We start from the raw sequence: 19106 nt of genomic DNA on the forward strand, positions 1-19106 counted from the left end.
TATTAAAGAGTGGGTGTCCCTTCTGTGTTTGCCGCATGACGATTGAGTGCAAAAAGATTCTTCGTCAAAAACGTCACAGTAAACATCACGACGAGATTGACTAGCAATGCCACGACACCAATGTTCAAGTCTTTGACAACGGCTGGCCAATTCGGGAACATAGTCGCTATCGTCACTTGGAAAATCGTCACATACGCAACGGTTGACACCCCACATAAAATCCCGGCAAACGCACCGTATTTATTTACCCACGGCTTGGCAGGAAGACTAAAAAGCAATGCCGGGAATAACTGTGTGACCAAGCTGTAGCCCATTAATAACAGCGTTACGAGCGTATCTCCCCCACTCATTGCAAAATACAGCGAGATCAACGAGATGACAGGCACTAACCATTTGGCAATCCGGGCGATTTGTGCGTCAGATGTGTGCGGAGCCATGACTTTGTACACATTTTTCGCCAAGAGCGTTGCCCCTGTCATCAATAGCATGGAGCCTGGTACGAGCGCAGTTAACAAGCCTGCTGCTCCAATGATCCCGACTACCCACGGATCGAATGTTTGCAACGACAGACGGAGCAAGGACAAATCACCGTCCGCCCCTTTTAATCCGGGCACTTGCAGAATCGCCGTAAAGCCGACAAAGAACACAAACAACAGCATCAAGGTATAGAGCGGCAGCATGATCGTATTTTTGCGGAACACATTTGCATTTTTCGCTGAAAACACGGAACCGAACGTATGCGGCCACATGTAAAATCCGAACACCGTGACCAGCACCGTTGAAATATACCAGGAAATACTTAATCCCTCCTCAGGGAACGTCAAGAAACCAGGATTGGAAGCTTGTACGGCTTCAAACATCGGTTGGATACCCCCGTAATAATGAAACGGAAGGTAAAGCCCGAGGAAAACGACGACAAAGAAAATCATGATGTCCTTGATCGCAGCCGTCCAAGCCGAACCGTGAATTCCTGAGATCATGACGTAAATGGTCACAGCAATGACTCCGATCCATATCGCAGCAGCAGGTGAAATCGAGCCATAGGATGCTTCCGACACGATGATCCCCAAGCCTTTGAATTGGAGGACGAGATACGGAATAATCGCAATGACTCCGACCGCTGCGACCAAAATGCCGAGTATCGGACTATTGTATTTGCTTACAAAAAAATCAGATTGGGAGACGAGCTTGTGCTCTTTGGCATACCGCCAAATAGGCGGCAAGAGCCAGTAGGAAATGACATAGGCGAGGGAAATGTAAGAGAGAACGTAATAAGAAGGTGCCCCTTTGGAGTACGCCCAACCACTGCCTCCCAAAAAGGTGAATGTCGTATAAATCTCGCCTGCTACCAGCAAGAAAATAAAGATCGAACCGAATCCTCTACCGCCAACGGTCCATTGTTCCATATTCATGTCTTTCCCTCGTTGCGCTCGAATACCGGAGTAGAAGGACAGCAATAAAAAGGCAAAAATAATGATCAAGGCAATATTCATTGGCCGTCCTCCTTTGTAGCAGGGTCGATTTTGTTGAGGAATGCCATAATGACGGAAGTTAAGACAACCCAGAGAACGATCCAAAATAGGACAAACGGCATGCCTAATACGTAAGGCTCTACCCGATTCACAAACGGAATTCCTCCTAGCATCCCAATGAACGGCAGTACTCCTAGCCAATCCCTCGCTTTCATACGACTCCCCCCAGTTTGCTCGATTTGTCCCATTGCCTGTACACATCCTGGACATGTACATTAGTATTATCTAAAAATTCAATTATTTCCTTTGTTCACATGACTAGAAAATGGAACGGTGTTTTGTACAAGTAGCTAAAAGATGATGAAAGCATGGTGAGCGTAATGATTACTGTCCGTGAGCTCATACTAGTTGGTGGCTTTGATGAATCGTCAGTGCTTGCAGGCGCGGACTCTTTAGAGAATGAACTGCTGGGCGTCACCTCGTTTGATTCTCCCGATGGCCACAGGTGGCTGCGTGCTGGTGAATTCGTTCTGACGACAGGCTTTCCATTTCTCTCTCAGCAAAAAACATGTACGAAACGGCTGATAACACTCATCGATGAGCTAGTCACCATCGGCACCCCCGGGCTTGCCATCAAATTAGGTCGGTACATCGAGGACCTTCCTGAAGCCGTTCTCTCCCACGCTACGAAAAAGGCATTTCCTATCCTGTCCTTTCCGATGAATAAAGCTTGGTCGGATGTCATCGTGCCAGTCGTTCAATACATCAATGACAAACAGCGCATCGAGCTAGACAGAACCCATGCCATTTATGAACGGTTTCATCACTATTTAACGGGAGGAGCTCCGATTTCTACTTTGACAGATTTACTGTCCGATACCCTTGATGCTCCTGTATCCATCCATGTCCCCCAGCATAAATGGAAATGGGATTCCTCGCTTGGTTCGTTCCCAGGCGATGATTCATTGGACAAGCTATACGGTCAACGCGCCCCAATTCGACTAACGCAAGAGCCTCTTAGCAGACAAAAAGAAGGCATCCATGTCCGGTGGCTTCTCCACGACCAAATCGTGCAGGGAACCATCATCATTGGACAGCGGGAGCGTGATCTTTACGCGTGGGAAAAAGTCGCCATCGAGCAAACTGCTGCCCTCTTGTCACTTGAAATGCAGCGACAACGAGCCATCCAGGAAACATTCCAGCGTTTTCGCAATGATTTTTTGCAACAACTCGTCAGTGGCCAGATCGTCTCACATGAAATGCTCATGCGAAAGGCGGATGAAGTTGGCTGGGAGTTGTCCGATCACTATATCGCGATGATCGTAAGCTCCTCCCCTCATGACAAAACCGGCATGGAACTTTGGCAAGAAAACCATCATCTTTTGAACGCGTTGCACAGCTTTTTTTCCTCAAATTAGGCGATTCTGTATGGTTTGGATCAGGAAAATCGTGTCCTCTTGCTCGTGCCTATGCCTATTCATGCCCCCACTGAACCGCTCTCGCAATGGCTGCAGGAACAGTGCTTGAATACGGTCACCAAGCAATTGGATCAGCCCGTCTTTGCAGGAATTGGGCGATATCATCCTGAGCGAGAAGGCATCGTTTGTAGTTATCGGGAAGCGCTGATCAGCTTGCGAACTGCTCTCCATTCTACACCCCCAGCCAACGTCTCTTCTCTTCACGTCAAAAGCTACCACGACTTAGGACTTGAGCGAATCATGTATGCAGACGATCCAGCGACAGAAGCCCAAACGTTTGCAGAAGAATGTCTGGGCAAAATTCAAAGCTATGATCGAGAAAAGAACGGACAGCTCTTGCAAACCTTGCAAGTGTTTTTGCAAGCAGATGGGAATTACGCGGAAGCCGCGCGTCGTTTGTATGTCCATAAAAATACAATCAAATACCGGATCCAGCTCATCCGAGAGTGGACTGGATTGAATGCGGAAAACGGGCACGATCAAATGCTTCTGCGCATCGCCATAACTGCACATGTCATTGGGCATCGCCTTTAATCTTGGTATAATGAATGGGAAAGCCAGGTAGGAGGAACAACAGATGAATGAATGGTTGAATAAACCCGTGAAGACGATACAGAGACCAAAGAAACGAGGCACGGTAGAATACATAGATGACCAGTATATCGTGGTGTTCTTTACTTCCCCCCGAAAAGAGCGCGTCATTTTCTCGAGCAAGGAAGCCTTCCTTACTAAAATCGAGTTCGTGGAAAACCCCGTAACATGAGAAAAAGCCCCTGACTTCTGCACGATTTGTGCGAAGCCAAGGGCTTTTTATATGTGCGTAGGCAGCTTACGCGTAATGCTCATCACGCAGGCGTTTGATTTCATCGCTCTCCAGGTACTCGTCATATGTCATCATTTTATCAATGACACCCTTCGGCGTGAACTCAATGACCCGGTTCGCAATGGTTTGAACGAACTGGTGGTCATGAGATACGAACAGAAGTGTACCGTCGAACTCAATCAAGCCGTTATTCAATGCAGTAATGGATTCCAAATCCAAGTGGTTCGTCGGTTCGTCCATGATCAGTACGTTGGCACTCGCCAGCATCATCTTGGACAGCATGCAACGAACTTTTTCTCCCCCGGACAATACGTTTGACTTTTTCAGCGCTTCATCTCCAGAGAACAGCATGCGACCGAGGAATCCACGAATGAATGTCTCGTCTTGATCTTTGGAGTATTGGCGCAGCCAGTCAACCAGGCTCAAATCGGAGCTAAAGTACTCCGCATTGTCTTTTGGGAAGTACGCTTGGGAAGTCGTAACGCCCCATTCGAAAGAACCGCTATCAGGCTGAACTTCGCCCATCAAAATTTGGAAGAAGGTTGTTTTCGCCAGCTCATTTGGTCCGACAAAAGCAACTTTGTCCCCTTTGTTGATGGTGAGGTGAAGGTTTTCAAACAGTTTTTCGCCTTCAATCGTCTTGCTCAAGCCTTCGATGGCTACGAGGTTTTTACCCGCTTCACGCTCTGGCTTGAAGTTGATGAACGGATACTTACGGCTGGAAGGACGAATGTCTTCCAACGTAATTTTCTCCAACAGCTTTTTACGCGAAGTCGCCTGCTTGGACTTGGAAGCATTCGCAGAGAAACGCGCAATAAACTCTTGCAGTTCCTTCATTTTTTCTTCTTTCTTCTTATTCTGGTCACGAACCATTTTCAGTGCCAATTGGCTGGATTCGTACCAGAAGTCGTAGTTACCCACGTACATTTGGATTTTGCCAAAGTCAATATCCGCAATGTGCGTACACACCTTGTTCAGGAAGTGACGGTCATGGGATACAACGATGACGGTGTTTTCATAATCCGCCAGGAAGTTTTCCAACCAACGAATCGACTCGATGTCCAAGTGGTTCGTAGGCTCATCGAGGAGCAGGATGTGTGGATTGCCAAACAGGGCTTGCGCCAACAGAACACGAACCTTCTCCGTACTAGAGAGGTCTTTCATCTGCTTGTCGTGCAAGTCAGTCGGGATACCCAGACCGATCAGCAAGCTAGCTGCATCTGCTTCGGCCATCCAGCCGTTCAGCTCTTCGAATTCTCCCTCCAATTGGGACGCGCGATTGCCGTCTTCCTCAGAGAAATCTTCTTTCATGTAGAGAGCGGTCTTCTCTTCCATGATCTCGAACAGGCGCTTGTGGCCCATAATTACCGTTTTCAACACTTCGTACTCGTCGAATTCAAAGTGGTTCTGCTTTAATACAGCGATACGCTCGCCCGGTGTCACCGAAACGTGACCACTCGTCGGATCGATCTCTCCGGAGAGGATCTTCACGAAGGTAGACTTCCCTGCACCGTTCGCACCGATGAGGCCGTAACAGTTACCTGGGGTAAACTTAATGGATACATCTTCAAACAGTGCGCGCTTACCGTAGCGCAGCGTCACGTTCTGAGTGCTTATCATCGTCACAATACCTGCCTTTTTTGAATCGTTCAAACACTTATCTTACCAGAGATGACCTCATTTTGCAAAAGGTAAACGATTTCGCGCACAGCAAAAAACACTTGATTCATGAAAATCCTTTTCACAGGGAAAACTACCATGGCAATCCAAAGGGGAAGGAGGCAGAGAAATGTCCAAGCAAAACGGTGTAAAAAATGAGATGGGAAAGAAAGAAAACCCTTCGCAAACTCGTAGATCGAACACAATTAGCAAAGAACAGACACGCTCCAAGCAACGTGGCGAGTAGAGAGTGCCTCCAGCAAAAACCGGCCTGCGGCAAATGCAGACCGGTTTATTTGCAATCAATCGGATCAAACACTGGCCTGCAACGGAACGAGGGAAGGGCGATGTGTCTGTAGAGGCTGTGAATCCACATAGATCGATACATTGTGCAACGTCACATACACAATGCTCTCCTCCTCTACGTTCAACTCCATAAAACGCTGCCTGCTCATCTCTGCCTCAAAAACCTCATCCGTGTCCAAACGTTTCAGGTCCAGACGAACGATCGGACCCAAGAGCGAAATATGGTTAATTTCGGCCTGAACAGATCTGGCAGACTTCCCCTCTGGCGGTCGCAACGATATCTCTACATCATGTGGTCGCATGTATCCAACAGCGGGAGCCTCCACCGCTTTATCCTTCCAATCTGTCTCGAACTCTGCTTCGCCGAGCTTGATTTTGCCATTTTGGATTCGTCCGTGAAACAAATTGACCCGCCCCAGAAAGCTGTACACAAACGGATTCGCCGGATGGTGATAAATTTCTTCGGGCGATCCTACCTGCTCCACTCGCCCTTCATTCATCACAACTACCTGATCCGCCAATTCCATCGCCTCCTCCTGATCGTGCGTGACGAACAGAATCGTCAGCCCGAGCTTTCCGTGCAGATGACGGAGCCAGCGACGCAGCTCCTGTCTCACTTTCGTATCCAAAGCGCCAAACGGTTCATCCAGCAGCAAAAATTTTGGTTCCACTGCCAATGCCCTCGCCAATGCGACACGTTGGCGCTGACCACCGGATAGCTGTGAGGGATAGCGATGTGCGAGACCTTCTAGCTGAACGAGCTTTAACAGCGAATGAACCTTTTCACTGATTTCCTCCTTGCTCGGTCGTGTTTTGCGGGAGCGAACGGACAACCCAAACGCAATGTTGTCAAAAATGTTCATATGCCGAAACAAGGCGTAATGCTGAAAAACAAATCCAACCTGCCGCTCGCGCACGTCGCGGTTCGTATTATCCTCTCCGTGAAAGAGGATGCTTCCCTCCTGCGGTTGCTCCAGTCCAGCGATGAGACGCAAAAGCGTCGTCTTTCCCGATCCGGAAGGCCCGAGAAGTGCTACGAGTTCGCCTTCCGGGATATGCAGATTCACATTTTTCAGTGCCGTAAAGCTTTTATATGACTTCGTAATGTTCACTACCTCGATACTCATCCGGCTCTCTCTCCTGTCACGTCGTAGTGTTGTTCCTCATCCAGCTTTGCCTGCCGCTCGGTTTTCCACTCGATCAAGCTTTTCAGAATAAGCGTCACCAAGGCTAAGGCAGCAAGCAAGGTGGCTACCGCAAAGGCAGCAGCGAATTGATATTCGTTGTAGAGAATCTCCACATGCAACGGGAGCGTATTGGTCATGCCACGGATATGACCGGAAACGACGGATACTGCCCCGAATTCACCCATGGCGCGGGCATTACACAAAATGACCCCGTACAGGAGTCCCCATTTTACGTTTGGCAGCGTGACGCGTAAAAATGTTTTCCAGCCGCTTGCTCCGAGCGAGACTGCTGCTTCCTCCTCGTCTCTTCCCTGTGCTTCCATGACCGGAATCAGTTCACGAGCGACGAACGGGAAGGTAACAAAGGTCGTCGCCAGCACGATACCGGGAACTGCGAAAATAATTTTGAAATCCCATGCCGCAAGCAAGGGCGCCGCCACACCTTGACTCCCAAACAAGAGGACAAAGATAAGGCCCGCAATGACTGGAGACACAGCAAATGGCAAGTCAATCAACGTAAGCAACACATTTTTACCCGGGAACGAAAACTTGGCAATTGCCCATGCTGCAGCGATCCCGAACGTCACATTCAGCGGTACACTAATGACAGCGACAAGCAAGGTGAGCTTGACAGCGGATAACGTTTCCTCCTCTGTAATGGACGCCACGAACACCTCCGCCCCTTGCCGAAACGCTTCTGTAAAAACAGCTACTAGCGGTAGGATCAAAAACAAGCTGAGGAAGAGCAAGGCCACGATAATCAGTGTCCATCGGATATAGGCCGGCTCCGTCAAATGCCTCATACGTGATACCTCCTAACGGGCCGCATCGAATTTATTGATTTTCCATTGCAAGTAGTTGATGATCAACAGCATGACAAAGGAAATCACTAGCATGACCGTTGCAATTGCCGTAGCGCCTGCATAATCAAACTGTTCCAGCTTGGTCATAATCAAGAGGGGCACAATTTCTGTTTTCAACGGCATGTTCCCGGAGATGAAAACAACGGAGCCATACTCACCCAGTGCTCTAGCAAAGGCGAGCGCAAAACCCGTAATGATCGCCGGTAACAGATGCGGCAAAACCACCCGCCAAAATATGTTCCATCGAGTAGCTCCCAACGTAGCCGCCGCTTCCTCCATTTGCAAATCCCAATCCTGCAACACAGGCTGGACCGTTCTGACGACAAAAGGAAGACCGATGAATGTCAGTGCAACCCATATACCGATGGGAGTGTACGCTACCTTGATCCCCCACTCCGCCAGGTACTGTCCGATCCAGCCATTTTCAGCGTAAATAGAAGTCAGGGCAATCCCGCCTACCGCGGTAGGTAAAGCAAATGGTAGATCAACTATGCCGTCAATGATCCGCTTCCCCGCAAACTGATAGCGTACCAACACCCATGCTACCAAGACACCGAACACCGCATTGAGACAAGCCGCGAAAAGAGAAGTCATAATACTCACACGAATGGAGGCAAGGACCCTCGTATCCATAATCGTCCCTATGAATTGCTCCCAACTCATCGCCGAAGCCTTTAAAAACAAGACAGACAGAGGGATCAGCACCAGAAGACTCAGGTAGATGATTGTATAGCCCATGGTCATGCCAAAGCCTGGCAAAAACCCTCTGTTGCGGAATGATTTTCTCATGAAGGTAACTCCTCTGAGGAAAGTGTACGTCTATGGTTTATAAAGTTGATCGAAGACGCCTTGATCTGCAAAATGAGTCTTTTGTGCTTTCGTCCAACCACCAAATAACTCATCGATGGTAAACAATTGGATGTCAGGGAATGCCGGTGTATGTGCTTGGAGCACTTCCTGCGAACGAGGGCGGTAGTAATGCTTGGCTGCGAGCTCTTGGCCTTTTTTGGTATACAGGAACTGGAGGTATGCTTCTGCTACTTCTTTTGTCTTGTGCTTGTCAGCGTATTTGTCAACGATGGTTACAGGTGGTTCAGCCAAAATGCTCAAGGACGGATTCACAATCTCAAACTTGTCTTTCCCTAGTTCATTGACAGCGAGATACGCTTCGTTTTCCCACGCAATTAGCACATCTCCAATGCCACGCTCGACAAACGTAGTGGTCGAACCACGTGCCCCAGAATCGAGGACGGGTACATTTTTAAACAATTGTGCAACGAATTCTTGTGCCTTCGCTTCATCCCCGCCATTTGTCTTCAAGGCATAACCCCAGGCAGCCAAGTAATTCCATCTGGCTCCCCCAGACGTTTTCGGATTCGGTGTAATCACGGATATACCAGGCTTGATCAAATCATCCCAATCTTTGATTTGCTTCGGATTGCCTTTGCGCACGAGAAACACAATCGTGGAGGTGTAAGGCGAGCTGTTGTCCGAGAGCTTCTTTTGCCAATCGGCAGGAATCAGACCGCGTTCGGCAATCGCGTCAATATCATAAGCGAGGGCAAGGGTGACTACATCTGCTTCCAAACCATCGATGACGGAGCGGGATTGCTTGCCTGAACCGCCATGTGATTGCTTGATCGTCACGGTTTGACCAGTCTTTTGTTGCCACTCTGAGGCAAACTCCTTGTTGATATCTTGGTAAAACTCTCGCGTCGGATCGTAGGAAACATTGAGCAGCTCTACCGTAGAGTTGCTGCCCGCAGCTCCATTACCTGTTTCTGCTGGTGCAGCAGCCGAGCAGCCTGCCATAGCAGCTGCCATAGCAACAATTCCTACGCGTTGCAGGATCGTCTGGACCTTGCCTTTCGTGGTTTTCATACAGCTCACCTTCACTCCTCTTCTAATCTATAGTATTTTACTCGGAATACTCTGTTATTGAAAATTATACCTGCCTTTTTACTCCTGTCAACGATATTTCCATCTACCCTATGCTAGGCAGGTAGGCCACGTTCAAATGTTACTTGCCCATCCAACAAATTTGGGCCCGCCCATTCTGACATTTTCAAAAAAATAAGCCTTCCCGTTGAATGGGAAAGCTTTTTCTATCAGACTGTGACACTGGCATATTTTATCCGGTCAAAAGCAAAAAGATCGGCGTCCGAATGACTTCCTTTGGTAATCAGATCACTAATAATTTGCGCGCCGATAGTCGAATAGACGGTTCCGTTCCCACCGTAGCCTAGTGTGAACAAGCAATGCGGATAGCCTTCCTGCTCCCCAAAAAGCGGGAGTCCGTCATGGGTATCGACAAAAGTCGCTCCCCAATAATATTCGGCTCGCATTGGAATCTCTGGAAATAACTCTTGAATTTTTGCGAGCAAATGATCCCGCTTTTTCAGACTGGAAGCCTCCTTCTTTTGTAAGTCGTTCAACGGCTCATCCAGTCCTCCGACAATGATTCTCCCTTCCGAACAAGTACGGATATACAAATAGGGACGGGCTGTTTCCCAGATTAAACATGCATGCGGCCAACCCGTAAGCGCTTCGACTTGATTGGTCACGATGGAAAACGAGCTGGAAATCACAGCGTTGGCATTGCGCTTCATGGATTGTGCTTCGTAGCCAGTGGCAAACACGGCACGCCTGCACTTGATTGTGTGCCCATTATTGGTATAGACCAAAAGCCCTCCGTCTTGCACTTTTTGATGCACGACTTCCGTGTTTTCGTATACCCGCATCCCTTTTTTCACAGATTGGGCGATCACACCGTTGGCAAATTTGTACGGATTGAGCTCCGCATCTCCCTTGGAATAAATAGCCCCTGCCCTCGAAAAAGAGAATCGCTTCTCTATATCCGGTCGCTCCAAATAGGTGACTGGAAAGCCAAACTTCCTCAATAACTGGTACTCTGTCCGCAAGCTCTCCGCATCAGCTGGTTCACTGGCATAATACAAGCTGTCACGTCTTATGTAATCTGGAGATTGATCTAGCTGCCCAGAGATGTTTTCCAATTCATCAACAGCCTGCCGCGTCAGTTCGTAAAAACGAACTCCTTTTTGTTCACCGAACGAATGGATACAGGCTGTTAACGTTTTATCGTTGCATATTTGCAACAAACCGGTGTTAGCGCTGCTGCTGCCCCCACTCACCCGCCGTTTATCCACGAGGATGACATCCACATCATGCTGCTTCAAATAATAGGAAACGAGTGCTCCTGCCTCACCGCCACCAATGATCAGAACGTCACACTTCACGTCCTCGGTCAGAGCGGGATATAGGGGTGGCGCTGGCAATGTTTCTGGCCAATACAGTTTTCCGGTCACGAATATCATCAGCAAGTCCCCTCAGGCTGAAAGTATCAATACGGACGTTACTTCAATTCTCAACCATAGGATAACCAACACGCCAACAGGCATCCGCTCCCCTATCGCACAATTCATTGGTGATGCGTTATGATGGGTGTTAGAAGGAGTGATTGCGCTTGACTACGGTATACGTAAAGCTTCCGCATGAAAATGCAGTTGTTCGAGAAATCGCTGGGACGGATGGACTACAGGATCTGGTGGATGGTGATTATGAGGTAGTGGAAGATGATCATCTAGAGGGTATCTCTCTCGTTGTGAATGAAGATGCCCGCGGGGTACAAGCGAACAATTTCCCCATCACATCAGATGGTTTTTTAGACTGGGTCTATGGACCTTGCGTATTCGTCAAAGCAAATGGACGTTCGCTGACAGCTGACGATCTTACGAGAATCGACCAGTTTTTATCCGCCAAAGGATGAGGATTTGATCAAAACAATGACCCCTGACGTATCAGCTTAAGTCCATTTACACGGCTGATGATCAGGGGTCTTGTATTTTTACTCGATAGAACTAGCTCTTGATACCGCTGCTGCCGAAGCCGCCCGCTCCTCTTTCTGTCTCATCCAGCTCATCGACTACTTCGAACTGTGCGACGGGAACGATTGCAATGACGCCCTGTGCAATCCGGTCCCCTTTTTTGATCAAGTAGCTATGTGCATCGACTTCTTGTTCAACGGTTACTTCGTTTTCGCTAGCGCCCAGACATACCTTGCCACTTTTTCCGGATGCGATTCGAATGTTATCGATCAGGACACATACTTCACCGCGATAGCCTGCATCAACAGTCCCTGGTGCATTGGACAAGCGCAGCTTTGTTTTTGCACTGATCCCGGAGCGAGGGCGCACTTGCAATTCAAATCCTTCTGGAAGCGCGAACGCCAAGCCAGTTGGAACTTTTGCAGATTGGCCAGGGGCAATCAATGTATCCTCTACCGCGACCAGATCAAAGCCCGCGTCCATTGCTCTCGCGTACGCTGGGATCACGGCGTCTTGGTGGAGCTTTTTAATTTTCACCTGTTTAACCAGGCGCTCATTTGTCATGTTCATGTAATGGTCTCTCCTCTATAGCGTTTCAGCTGATTACCATTCATAGTGTACAGGATGCGTCCACTTCCAGCAAGAAGCACCGATTTTCATAAAAACCTCACAAATCCCTTTCTTTTTCAGCGCTTATAACAATGGAATGTGATATAATCACCGTTGCATCTAAAATCACAATTGAAAAGAAAGGTGGAATTGTACCTTGCAAGTACAAAAACCATATCGCATTTTGTTGTATTACAAGTATACTCCTATTGAAAATTATGAGGAGTACGCAGCCGAGCACTTGCAATTTTGCAAGGATAACGGGCTGAAAGGGCGGATTATCGTAGCTCCGGAGGGCATTAATGGAACCGTATCCGGCACGATTGAACAAACCGACGCCTACATGGAATATGTGCGAAAAGATCCACGTTTTAGTGATATGTGGTTTAAAATAGATGAGTCGGAAGAGCATGCATTCAAAAAAATGTTTGTGCGCCCGAAACAGGAGCTCGTAACCTGGCGTTTGGAGGAAGATGTTAATCCGAATGAACTAGTCGGCACCTATCTGAACCCAAAAGAATGGCACGAAATGATGCAGGAAGAAGACGTCGTGATCCTTGACGGTCGCAACTATTACGAATACGATTTGGGACATTTCCGTGGTGCGATTCGCCCAGAAGTGGATTCATCCAGAGAGTTCCCTGAGTGGATTCGTGAAAACATGAGCCAGTTCAAGGATAAAAAAGTCCTCACCTACTGCACAGGCGGTATTCGTTGCGAAAAGCTGACAGGTGTCTTGCTGCAACAAGGTTTTGAAAATGTTTACCACCTTGAGGGCGGAATTGTCACGTATGGAAAAGATCCAGAAGTCCAAGGGCGTCTGTGGGATGGAAAATGCTACGTATTTGACGAGCGTATCTCTGTTCCGATCAACCATACCGAAGAAGACGTTGTGATTGGACGCTGTCACTACTGCGGTACTGTGGAAGACCGCTATCTCAACTGCGCCAACCCATTCTGCAACAAGCAGCACTTCTGCTGCCCAGAATGTGAGACAAAATTCAAGCGTTCTTGCTCCGACGAATGCCGCGAGCACCCTCGCAACCGTTATGTAGAAGCAGAAGAAAAAGCAAAGCTAGCAGCTGCTGGATCAAACGCTTAAACAGCATACACGACCGAACAAGCTGATTCTTACGTAGAGTCAGCTTGTTTTTTTATAGGCAAAAGGCTCACCCTTCTCTCCCTCCCTTTTCCATCCCTTCTCCCTTTTGCCTGAATTTGGTACTATAATAAAAATCAAATCATTCGAAAAAGGGGATAAATCATGTCATTGATTCATCAAACAAGCATTCTCGAATGGCAAGCTGCAATGACAGCTGGAACCACGACTTCGCGGGAACTGACTCTCGCCTTTTTACAGCGGATTGCCACCTACAACAAACAAGGCATCCGAATCAATGCCATTTGTGAACTGAATCCAGATGCACTGGCGATCGCAGAATCTCTGGATCGGGAACGAGCGGTGTCAGGCAGTCGCGGGCCGCTTCACGGAATCCCTGTACTGATCAAGGATAACATTGCGACATCTGACAAGATGCACACGACGGCTGGAGCTCTAGCTTTGGCTGATTCGTTTGCCTCAGCAGACGCATTTGTTGTGACTAGGCTCCGAGAGGCGGGCGCCGTCCTTTTAGGGAAAACCAATCTGACGGAATGGGCTAACTTTGTCTCCAATAACATGCCAGATGGCTACAGCTCGCGTGGTGGACAAGTGTTGAACCCATATGGGCCTGGTGTACTCGATGTCGGCGGGTCTAGCTCGGGTTCAGCTGCTGGTATTGCCGCAGGTTTTGCCGTTGTGGCAGTCGGTACTGAGACTTCCGGGTCGATTCTCCACCCAGCCGAACAGAATTCACTCGTGGGAATCAAACCTACTGTTGGCTTAATCAGCCGTTCCGGTATCATCCCGATTTCCCATAGCCAAGACACAGCCGGACCGATAGCGAGAACCGTGACAGATGCAGCTATTTTGCTTGGTGCGCTTACTGGTATAGATGCAAATGATCCGGTGACTGGAAAAAGCGAGGGGCTAGCACATACTGATTACCTCTCCTACCTCCATGCAGATGGATTACGGGGTGCACGTATCGGCGTTGTGCGCTCCAGGTTTTTGGCTGAGTGTGAAAACGAAGAAATCGCTTTGTATGAAGCAGCTATTGAAAAGCTCAAGGAGGCTGGCGCAACAGTCATAGATCCGGTATCCATTCCGACAGAAAATGCCGAGTGGGACAGACATGTTCTCGTGCATGAATTCAAGGTTGGGGTAAATGCGTACTTAAAAACCTTACCAGCCTCCTCCCCGATCCGCTCCTTACAGGATGTTATTGCTTTTAATCGGGCACATGAGGAACAAGCCCTGCTTTACGGGCAAGAGCTGCTGGAGGAATCCGAGCAAACAAGTGGTACACTGACAGAGCCGGAGTATCTGGCTAATCGCCTATTCGATTTGGAAATGTCACAGAAACAAGGTCTTGATGCTGTTATGAAGGAGCACGAACTCGATGCCCTCTTGTACCCCGGCAGTACGGGTTATGCTATCCCTGCCAAAGCTGGTTACCCTTCGATTACGGTACCAGCTGGATATACTTCCGCGGGCAAGCCATTTGGCATCATGCTGACCGGATTAGCATTCCAGGAACCTACTCTTCTTCGCCTGGCCTACGCTTACGAGCAAGCAACTCGACTGCGTGTAGCTCCGAATATGACAAAAGCGTAAAGGAAGCACAGAATGAACCGATATTACGGACTTTTTATTGGCACAGCAATCCCTTTCAAACACCTGAAGAAAATCATTCGCAAATTCAACTATGCTTACTATGGCAAAGCCAGTCCTGAACGAAAGCAGCACTTTATCGAAATTATTCCAGAATTCCACATCAGCCACTCTCATGATCCATACCATTGGCTAGAGTGTATCATGGTGGAACCAGCGTTTTTGAACAGATTTTTAGAAATCATAAACAACCTAGATTTCACTTTCATCCTTTGCCAATATCGGCACGGTCATTTTCAAACGATAATGAATGAAAGCGAGTATAGCGTTACTAGCTTTCGCTCCTTGGAAGATGTCGTGTATTTAGTATTAGAAGATGAAGATGATACCGATAGGAGATTCGCTAAAAAACTGCTCACGCTCCCACTCGAAAAACAATTCGCCTCAGCCCCCGGAATCAAAACGAGCGAAGATTATCAGCATCTGCTAGATACATGGGTAAAGGAAGTACTCGCTTATCCAGCAAAAAACGCATGAGGCCTTTTGGCCCATGCGTTTTTCAATCTCTACATCGTTTTGCTTTCTTGCTCCGCTTTACCGAGTCGATCCTGGAACAGCTTGCTCAATTGACCGATATTTACTTCCCATTCCTCATCCTTGTAATAAACAGTCGCTTTGGATTCGCCTTTTTTGCCTACGATACGAATACTCGTTGTCTTCACTTCATAGGTGCCATCTTCCTTAAAGGAAATATCGGCATCCTTAAGCTCTTTGTCCAAGACGGGTGTAATTGTCTTATCGACGACTTCCTGTGTAGCTACGGCTGCTTGACGTCCCATTTGGATCACTTCTTCAGGACTGAATTGGAAAAACAACACGAGCACAACACCAATAATAGCAGCCAGCGAAATAATTCGAATGATACTTCGCACCACCCATTGGGCAGCCATGATAATGATTATGATACCTAGCGCAATCGGCCAGTAATCTTTGATCAGTTGAAGTATTTGGTCCACGTTTATCCCTCCTTCGATTTCAGTCTCGCCAAAAAATATCGAAACCTAATCTTCTTACAGAAAAAAACCGTCTCAACAAAGCGGACGGAATCGCAAAAAATGGGTTGTCTCTCACTAATTCTCGTAAAAAAAGCAAACTCCTGCTCTCATTTTCAATCGTTTTAAACGAATAATTGACATCTTATTCATCTTTTATCCATAATAGGAATCCGAGAAAAAATGGAAACGGGTGAAAAGGGATGAAACAAAATCTGTATGATCAACTGGATTTTTATCAGGACTATCAAAAGCTCCGTCTGTCCGGTCAATCGGAGAATGATTTGATCGAACAGCCTGCCTTTCGGGGTTGTCTCCCCTCCCTAAAAGGATTGCGTGTACTCGACCTCGGATGTGGTGGCGGACAGTTTGCCAAGTACTGTGTGGAGCAAGGAGCACAAGAAGTGATCGGTGTTGATCTTTCCCACAACATGTTAGAGTATGCCCGTACGAATAACAGTCATGAGAACATTCAATATCTACAAAGCTCCCTGGAGGACATTGAGCTTGCTGATCATGACTACGATGTCATTACGAGCTCTCTCGTCATGGACTATGTTCGTGACTATGAGCTCGTGATCAACAAAGTAAGCCGCGCCTTGCGCAACGGAGGACATTTCGTTTACTCTACACTCCATCCGCATATTACTGCTCGCAAAAAGGTCGAGGGCTGGGTACGCGACGAAGAAGGACAGAAGCATTTCTGGCCCTTGGACAACTACCTGGAAGATGGAGAACGTGAAATGCAAATGATGAACGGCAGAAAGGCCCTTTTTTACCACCGCTCCATGTCCACTGCCGTCAATACGCTCATCCAAGCGGGGCTTACCCTGCAAGAGATCATCGAGCCCACCTGCACGCCAGAAGGACTCCGCTTGCAGCCGCATCAGATTTCCGAAGTAAGAAGACCGACATTTATTATTTTCAAGACACAAAAGACTTTGAAATGAATGAACAAAAGCCCGGAGGAGTAATCCGGGCTTTCATCTCGATGATATCGATAACGCTAACAAGAGCTTCATGAAATTAGTTTACATAACAAACATTATGTAGCAAAGACATTAAGGTTTTCTTATTTGATTCCATTTTCATCCAGACCTTTCGCATAGTACTCATCCTGGATATGCTCCGGCACCATACTCCCACCCGTCGCCCATACGATGTGAGTCGCCTTTTTCATTTTTTCTGTTAGACCTTGCTTCGCCAAATAGTGACGCCCTGTCTCCTGCTGAAACAATCTAGCAGGTCCTGGCATGCCAGCCAATGCAGACGGCTCCAATCGAATGGATTCGTGATCGCGCAAGGCACGTAACAAAGCGTATAGCTCCTCGTCGTCCACTGTAAACACGCCACTCAATAGGTCCTCCATCATTTTTCCTACCAATCGGGAAGGTCGACCAACTGCCAGACCATCCGCCTCTGTCTTGTTGTCTATCCCGAAATCTTGAACGGAGACCTTGTCATGCAGACCTGTCATTAACCCTAGCAGCATGCAGGGAGAATGAGTTGGTTCCGCAAAAAAGCAATGAACATGATCACCATAAATGAGCTTTAACCCGTACGCTACACCACCAGGACCACCACCAACTCCACACGGAAGGTAGACGAACAGCGGATGATCACGATCTACTTTTATTTGTTGTTCCTCTAGTTGCCTTTTCAATCGTTTTGCTGCTACTGCATAGCCGAGGAATAATCGCTTGGAGTTCTCATCATCGATGAAATAGCAGTTCGGATCGGCTTCTGCCTGCTTCCTGCCCTCTTCCACCGCTTTTCCGTAATCCGATGCGTACTCCACAACCTGGACTCCTTTTGCCCGCAGCAATTCCTTTTTCCATGCTTTGGCGTCCGCTGACATGTGTACGGTGACTTGAAAACCAAGCTTCGCACTGATAATCCCGATGCTCAAACCGAGATTTCCTGTCGAGCCTACCGCAATGGAATAACGGGAAAACAGTTCCCGCAGCGCATCCGAAGCCAAAATGGCATAATCATTGTCCGGTTGCAGCATCTGATGCTTTTGGGCCAATTCTTCTGCATGTGCCAGCACCTCGTAGATGCCGCCACGCGCTTTGATGGAACCAGCAATAGGCAAATGGCTGTCGCATTTTAACCAGAGATTCCCCTGTATATCCGACGCAAAGCGAGACTCTAGGTGCTTTTTCATCTCTTTTATCGGTACGAGTGGGGACTCGATCAGTCCACCAGCTTCTCTCGTCTCGGGAAAAGCCACTTGAATGAACGAGCCAAAGCGTCGCAAGCGTTCTTCTGCATCCTGGACTTCCTCTGGTGTAACAGCGAGAGTTGCTTTTGCGATCTCATCATATCTAGGGTTCGTCCAGAAAACTTCATCCGTCTCCATCATGTTAGCAAGAAGCGGATATTTCTTTTTCCACTCCTCCATTGTTAGTCCTTCCACCTTTTCATTGTTTCCCATCTTGAACGAGCCCCCTATTCTTCCTTCCACTCATCTTTGTTATTATATCGAAATAGTACGAAACTTCTTTTGGAAAACCAAATAAAAATTACTGATGAATCCACTCATTTGATACAATGGTCGTTAAAGAAGTTGACTGTAACAAAAAGGAAAGTGATAACATGTATCGCTATACCATATGCTTTCTCAAACATAGAAATGGAATCCTCATGCTGAATCGCAACAAATCACCGTTGATGGGGCTATGGAATGGCGTAGGCGGTAAACTAGAGCACGGAGAGACTCCAATGGACAGTGTTCTTCGCGAGGTTCGGGAAGAGACGGGCATTTTGCTAGAAACCGCTTGCTACAAAGGAATTGTCTCTTGGCTCGTCGATGGAATGGAAACGGGTGGTATGTATGCATTTCTCGCTCATCTTCCAGAAGACTACGAGCGCTCTCAAACCCCACAGGTAGTGGATGAAGGCATACTTGACTGGAAAGAGCTAGCGTGGATCTTGGACCCCGACAATGCTGGCGTCCCAGAAAACCTTCCCATGTTTTTACCATACATGTTGGAAGAAGCTGACCCTTGTCAGCATTCCTTTACGTACGAAAATAACCAGGTTGTCAACTATGAAACAGCTCCATTGCCAAAGCCGGTAACAACTTGAATCGGAGGA

General features: G+C 47.8%; 20 protein-coding genes. 9 read left to right on the forward strand and 11 right to left on the reverse strand.

Annotated elements, in window-relative coordinates; genetic code table 11:
• Positions 1-2: 2 nt before the first annotated feature.
• Both POF51_RS03540 and POF51_RS03545 read right to left on the reverse strand, forming a co-directional pair.
• Positions 3-1493: a sodium:solute symporter family protein gene (locus tag POF51_RS03540; RefSeq protein ID WP_069845266.1), complete on the reverse strand. Its 1491-nt coding sequence runs from the start codon at positions 1491-1493 to the stop codon at positions 3-5.
• A complete protein-coding gene (locus POF51_RS03545; protein ID WP_026043050.1) occupies positions 1490-1687 on the reverse strand; it encodes a DUF3311 domain-containing protein in 198 nt (65 codons plus the stop codon). The genes POF51_RS03540 and POF51_RS03545 overlap by 4 nt, the downstream gene beginning before the upstream one ends.
• A 153-nt stretch (positions 1688-1840) precedes the next feature.
• Between POF51_RS03545 and POF51_RS03550 the strand changes: the two genes are divergently transcribed.
• From POF51_RS03550 to POF51_RS03560, 3 genes are read left to right on the forward strand one after another with little or no spacing between them, the layout of a single operon-like run.
• Complete coding sequence (locus POF51_RS03550) at positions 1841-2890, forward strand: PucR family transcriptional regulator ligand-binding domain-containing protein (protein WP_271753887.1); 1050 nt, start codon at positions 1841-1843, stop codon at positions 2888-2890.
• Positions 2891-2905: 15 nt separating this feature from the next.
• Positions 2906-3484 (forward strand): PucR family transcriptional regulator, encoded by a 579-nt coding sequence (locus POF51_RS03555; RefSeq protein WP_271753889.1) that lies wholly within the window; start codon positions 2906-2908, stop codon positions 3482-3484.
• A gap of 43 nt (positions 3485-3527) precedes the next feature.
• Positions 3528-3713: a hypothetical protein gene (locus POF51_RS03560; RefSeq protein WP_069845267.1), complete on the forward strand. Its 186-nt coding sequence runs from the start codon at positions 3528-3530 to the stop codon at positions 3711-3713.
• Between the two features lie 66 nt (positions 3714-3779).
• Here the strand turns inward: POF51_RS03560 and POF51_RS03565 are convergent, their stop codons facing one another.
• The 6 genes from POF51_RS03565 to POF51_RS03590 form a co-directional block, all read right to left on the reverse strand.
• Positions 3780-5393, reverse strand: coding sequence for an ABC-F family ATP-binding cassette domain-containing protein (locus tag POF51_RS03565; protein ID WP_069845498.1), 1614 nt, complete (start codon positions 5391-5393; stop codon positions 3780-3782).
• A gap of 350 nt (positions 5394-5743) precedes the next feature.
• On the reverse strand, positions 5744-6865 hold the full coding sequence (locus tag POF51_RS03570) for a sulfate/molybdate ABC transporter ATP-binding protein (protein WP_017248196.1): 1122 nt from the start codon (positions 6863-6865) through the stop codon (positions 5744-5746).
• Positions 6862-7728: a sulfate ABC transporter permease subunit CysW gene (cysW, locus tag POF51_RS03575; protein ID WP_069845268.1), complete on the reverse strand. Its 867-nt coding sequence runs from the start codon at positions 7726-7728 to the stop codon at positions 6862-6864. Before cysW ends, POF51_RS03570 begins: the two co-directional genes overlap by 4 nt.
• Positions 7729-7740: 12 nt before the next feature.
• Positions 7741-8577 carry a sulfate ABC transporter permease subunit CysT gene (gene cysT, locus POF51_RS03580; protein ID WP_069845269.1) on the reverse strand — a complete coding sequence of 279 codons (837 nt, stop codon included), beginning with the start codon at positions 8575-8577 and terminating at the stop codon, positions 7741-7743.
• A 30-nt stretch (positions 8578-8607) separates the two neighbouring features.
• Positions 8608-9669: a sulfate ABC transporter substrate-binding protein gene (locus tag POF51_RS03585; RefSeq protein WP_069845270.1), complete on the reverse strand. Its 1062-nt coding sequence runs from the start codon at positions 9667-9669 to the stop codon at positions 8608-8610.
• A 227-nt stretch (positions 9670-9896) separates the two neighbouring features.
• Positions 9897-11123, reverse strand: a complete 1227-nt coding sequence (locus tag POF51_RS03590; protein WP_069845271.1) for an NAD(P)/FAD-dependent oxidoreductase — start codon at positions 11121-11123, stop codon at positions 9897-9899.
• Between the two features lie 149 nt (positions 11124-11272).
• On the opposite strand from POF51_RS03590, the gene POF51_RS03595 reads away from it, so the two are divergent.
• A complete protein-coding gene (locus tag POF51_RS03595) occupies positions 11273-11575 on the forward strand; it encodes a DUF3846 domain-containing protein (protein ID WP_069845272.1) in 303 nt (100 codons plus the stop codon).
• Between the two features lie 91 nt (positions 11576-11666).
• Here POF51_RS03595 and POF51_RS03600 read toward each other — a convergent pair whose 3' ends face one another.
• Positions 11667-12203, reverse strand: a complete 537-nt coding sequence (locus POF51_RS03600) for a dUTP diphosphatase (RefSeq protein ID WP_069845273.1) — start codon at positions 12201-12203, stop codon at positions 11667-11669.
• 196 nt (positions 12204-12399) lie between these two features.
• Here POF51_RS03600 and trhO point away from each other — a divergent pair, with 196 nt between their 5' ends.
• The 3 genes from trhO to POF51_RS03615 all read left to right on the forward strand — a co-directional run bounded on the left by trhO (position 12400) and on the right by POF51_RS03615 (position 15492).
• Entirely contained in the window at positions 12400-13344 is a 945-nt protein-coding gene (gene trhO / locus POF51_RS03605; RefSeq protein ID WP_069845274.1) for an oxygen-dependent tRNA uridine(34) hydroxylase TrhO, read from the forward strand.
• Positions 13345-13506: 162 nt separating this feature from the next.
• The gene (locus POF51_RS03610; RefSeq protein ID WP_069845275.1) at positions 13507-14958 is read left to right on the forward strand and encodes an amidase family protein; all 1452 of its coding nucleotides are present in this window, start codon (positions 13507-13509) and stop codon (positions 14956-14958) included.
• A gap of 12 nt (positions 14959-14970) precedes the next feature.
• Positions 14971-15492, forward strand: coding sequence for a hypothetical protein (locus POF51_RS03615; RefSeq protein WP_069845276.1), 522 nt, complete (start codon positions 14971-14973; stop codon positions 15490-15492).
• A 29-nt stretch (positions 15493-15521) separates the two neighbouring features.
• Here POF51_RS03615 and POF51_RS03620 read toward each other — a convergent pair whose 3' ends face one another.
• The gene (locus tag POF51_RS03620) at positions 15522-15971 is read right to left on the reverse strand and encodes a hypothetical protein (protein ID WP_017248186.1); all 450 of its coding nucleotides are present in this window, start codon (positions 15969-15971) and stop codon (positions 15522-15524) included.
• A gap of 239 nt (positions 15972-16210) precedes the next feature.
• Between POF51_RS03620 and POF51_RS03625 the strand changes: the two genes are divergently transcribed.
• On the forward strand, positions 16211-16957 hold the full coding sequence (locus tag POF51_RS03625; protein ID WP_069845277.1) for a class I SAM-dependent methyltransferase: 747 nt from the start codon (positions 16211-16213) through the stop codon (positions 16955-16957).
• Positions 16958-17079: 122 nt separating this feature from the next.
• Here the strand turns inward: POF51_RS03625 and POF51_RS03630 are convergent, their stop codons facing one another.
• Entirely contained in the window at positions 17080-18444 is a 1365-nt protein-coding gene (locus POF51_RS03630; protein WP_069845278.1) for a D-serine ammonia-lyase, read from the reverse strand.
• Between the two features lie 161 nt (positions 18445-18605).
• On the opposite strand from POF51_RS03630, the gene POF51_RS03635 reads away from it, so the two are divergent.
• The gene (locus POF51_RS03635) at positions 18606-19097 is read left to right on the forward strand and encodes an NUDIX hydrolase (protein WP_069845279.1); all 492 of its coding nucleotides are present in this window, start codon (positions 18606-18608) and stop codon (positions 19095-19097) included.
• The last annotated feature ends 9 nt before the right edge of the window (positions 19098-19106 follow it).

It is taken from the genome of Brevibacillus sp. AG, assembly GCF_028369215.1.
Lineage (GTDB): Bacteria > Bacillota > Bacilli > Brevibacillales > Brevibacillaceae > Brevibacillus > Brevibacillus porteri.

Coding starts and splice junctions, on each gene's coding strand:
- POF51_RS03630 (WP_069845278.1), bottom strand. CDS start 18,444: ATGGGAAACAATGAAAAGGTGGAAGGACTAACAATGGAGGAGTGGAAA.
- POF51_RS03600 (WP_069845273.1), bottom strand. CDS start 12,203: ATGAACATGACAAATGAGCGCCTGGTTAAACAGGTGAAAATTAAAAAG.
- cysT (WP_069845269.1), bottom strand. CDS start 8,577: ATGAGAAAATCATTCCGCAACAGAGGGTTTTTGCCAGGCTTTGGCATG.
- POF51_RS03625 (WP_069845277.1), top strand. CDS start 16,211: ATGAAACAAAATCTGTATGATCAACTGGATTTTTATCAGGACTATCAA.
- POF51_RS03545 (WP_026043050.1), bottom strand. CDS start 1,687: ATGAAAGCGAGGGATTGGCTAGGAGTACTGCCGTTCATTGGGATGCTA.
- cysW (WP_069845268.1), bottom strand. CDS start 7,728: ATGAGGCATTTGACGGAGCCGGCCTATATCCGATGGACACTGATTATC.
- POF51_RS03560 (WP_069845267.1), top strand. CDS start 3,528: ATGAATGAATGGTTGAATAAACCCGTGAAGACGATACAGAGACCAAAG.
- POF51_RS03610 (WP_069845275.1), top strand. CDS start 13,507: ATGTCATTGATTCATCAAACAAGCATTCTCGAATGGCAAGCTGCAATG.
- POF51_RS03565 (WP_069845498.1), bottom strand. CDS start 5,393: ATGATAAGCACTCAGAACGTGACGCTGCGCTACGGTAAGCGCGCACTG.
- POF51_RS03585 (WP_069845270.1), bottom strand. CDS start 9,669: ATGAAAACCACGAAAGGCAAGGTCCAGACGATCCTGCAACGCGTAGGA.
- POF51_RS03570 (WP_017248196.1), bottom strand. CDS start 6,865: ATGAGTATCGAGGTAGTGAACATTACGAAGTCATATAAAAGCTTTACG.
- POF51_RS03550 (WP_271753887.1), top strand. CDS start 1,841: ATGGTGAGCGTAATGATTACTGTCCGTGAGCTCATACTAGTTGGTGGC.
- POF51_RS03615 (WP_069845276.1), top strand. CDS start 14,971: ATGAACCGATATTACGGACTTTTTATTGGCACAGCAATCCCTTTCAAA.
- POF51_RS03590 (WP_069845271.1), bottom strand. CDS start 11,123: ATGATATTCGTGACCGGAAAACTGTATTGGCCAGAAACATTGCCAGCG.
- POF51_RS03635 (WP_069845279.1), top strand. CDS start 18,606: ATGTATCGCTATACCATATGCTTTCTCAAACATAGAAATGGAATCCTC.
- POF51_RS03540 (WP_069845266.1), bottom strand. CDS start 1,493: ATGAATATTGCCTTGATCATTATTTTTGCCTTTTTATTGCTGTCCTTC.